Here is a 1,330-nt window from a genome sequence, read left to right on the forward strand (position 1 = left end):
AGTCAAACAGCCCAAAATAGCTTACTACGGCCCAAATCAGAGTCAGCAAACCAAAGCGTGCGGGTCCAAGTTCGTGAATAAGTACCGGTATAGTACCTACGGCAACCAAAAGCGGAGCCCCAAGTCCGACTAGGTTAAATACTGTGTGCCTGAGAATTTTCATTCAAATAAATCCGATATTTTGAGCGGTAATCCCGCTATATCTTTATCTGAAAGAATGACTGGAAGTTCAGGCCATCGAATTCCAATAACTGGGTCAGTCCAGATAATGCATCGCTCGTACGCGGGCGCGTAGTAGTCGGTTGTTTTGTAGTGCACCTCTGCATTCGCACCTGTAACTACAAAGCCGTGGGCAAAGCCCGGTGGGATCCACTGCTGCAAGCGATTTTCCGCAGATAAAATTGCGCCAGTCCAGCAACCAAAAGTTGGTGAACTCCGGCGAAGATCCACGGCTACGTCGAAAACCTCGCCCGCTATAACCTGGACTAGTTTGCCCTGGGGCTGGTGAATTTGGTAATGCAGGCCGCGCAATACGTTTTGCGCAGAAAGGGAAACGTTGTCTTGCACAAACTCCGCTGTCACCCCGGTCAATTCCTTGAAGCGACGAGAGCTAAAGCTTTCGTAAAAAAGGCCGCGCTGGTCGACGAACACTTCCGGCTCTAGGAGCAACACGCCCGGAATCGCTGTTTGGGTAATGTTCACGCCGCGTAAGCCAAATAAGTCGATTTACGGTGGCGGCTCTGCTCCTGCACAAGCGCATTGGGAGTTTTAATAGTGCGGTCTAAGCCTGTGGGCGTTTTGAGCGAAAAGATTTCAGCCAGCATGCGGTCCACGCCGTGCTGCCAGGGCGGCAAACGCAAGCCGAAGGTGGTTTGCAGCCGGGTGGTGTCGAGCCGGGAGTTGAGCGGGCGGGTAGCCGGTGTTGGAAAGGCGTTGGTGGACACCGGAGCGACTTCGCTCGCTACAAGTTTGATAGCTGCTTGCGCAAGTTCTGCCTGGACCAGCACGTGTTTTGCATAGCCATGCCAGCTGGTTTGGCCACTGGCGACGAGGTGGTACAGGCCGGCGTCGCTAGGGCGCTGCAGGACTTGGCGAATGACGTGGGCGGTGACGTCGGCCAGCAGGTCGGCCCCGATGGGCGGGTAGTAAATCATCGGCTTGTCATACACCGGCAGCAGTTGCTTGCTGATGGCCAGCGTGGCCGGGTGCAGGCGGGTGCAGGCGGGTGCCGGAGCCGCCGGCGAGGATGATGCCTTTGCGTGGGGTCATATTTTTTGTGTTGTTGATTTAGTGTTGCGTTTCGGCATGCGCCATGCCCAGTTCAGTTGCA

At 55.2% G+C, this 1,330-nt stretch carries 1 protein-coding gene and 1 pseudogene; both read right to left on the reverse strand.

Features of this window, described 5'->3' with window-relative positions; all coding sequences use genetic code 11:
* Window positions 1–159 precede the first annotated feature (159 nt).
* Window positions 160–702, reverse strand: coding sequence for a dTDP-4-dehydrorhamnose 3,5-epimerase (gene rfbC, locus B7X71_RS08350; protein ID WP_293598990.1), 543 nt, complete (start codon window positions 700–702; stop codon window positions 160–162).
* A pseudogene (locus tag B7X71_RS08355) lies at window positions 699–1,269 on the reverse strand (sugar nucleotide-binding protein). Before B7X71_RS08355 ends, rfbC begins: the two are co-directional and overlap by 4 nt.
* Window positions 1,270–1,330: the final 61 nt, after the last annotated feature.

The sequence above is a fragment of the Polynucleobacter sp. 39-46-10 genome (assembly GCF_002282275.1).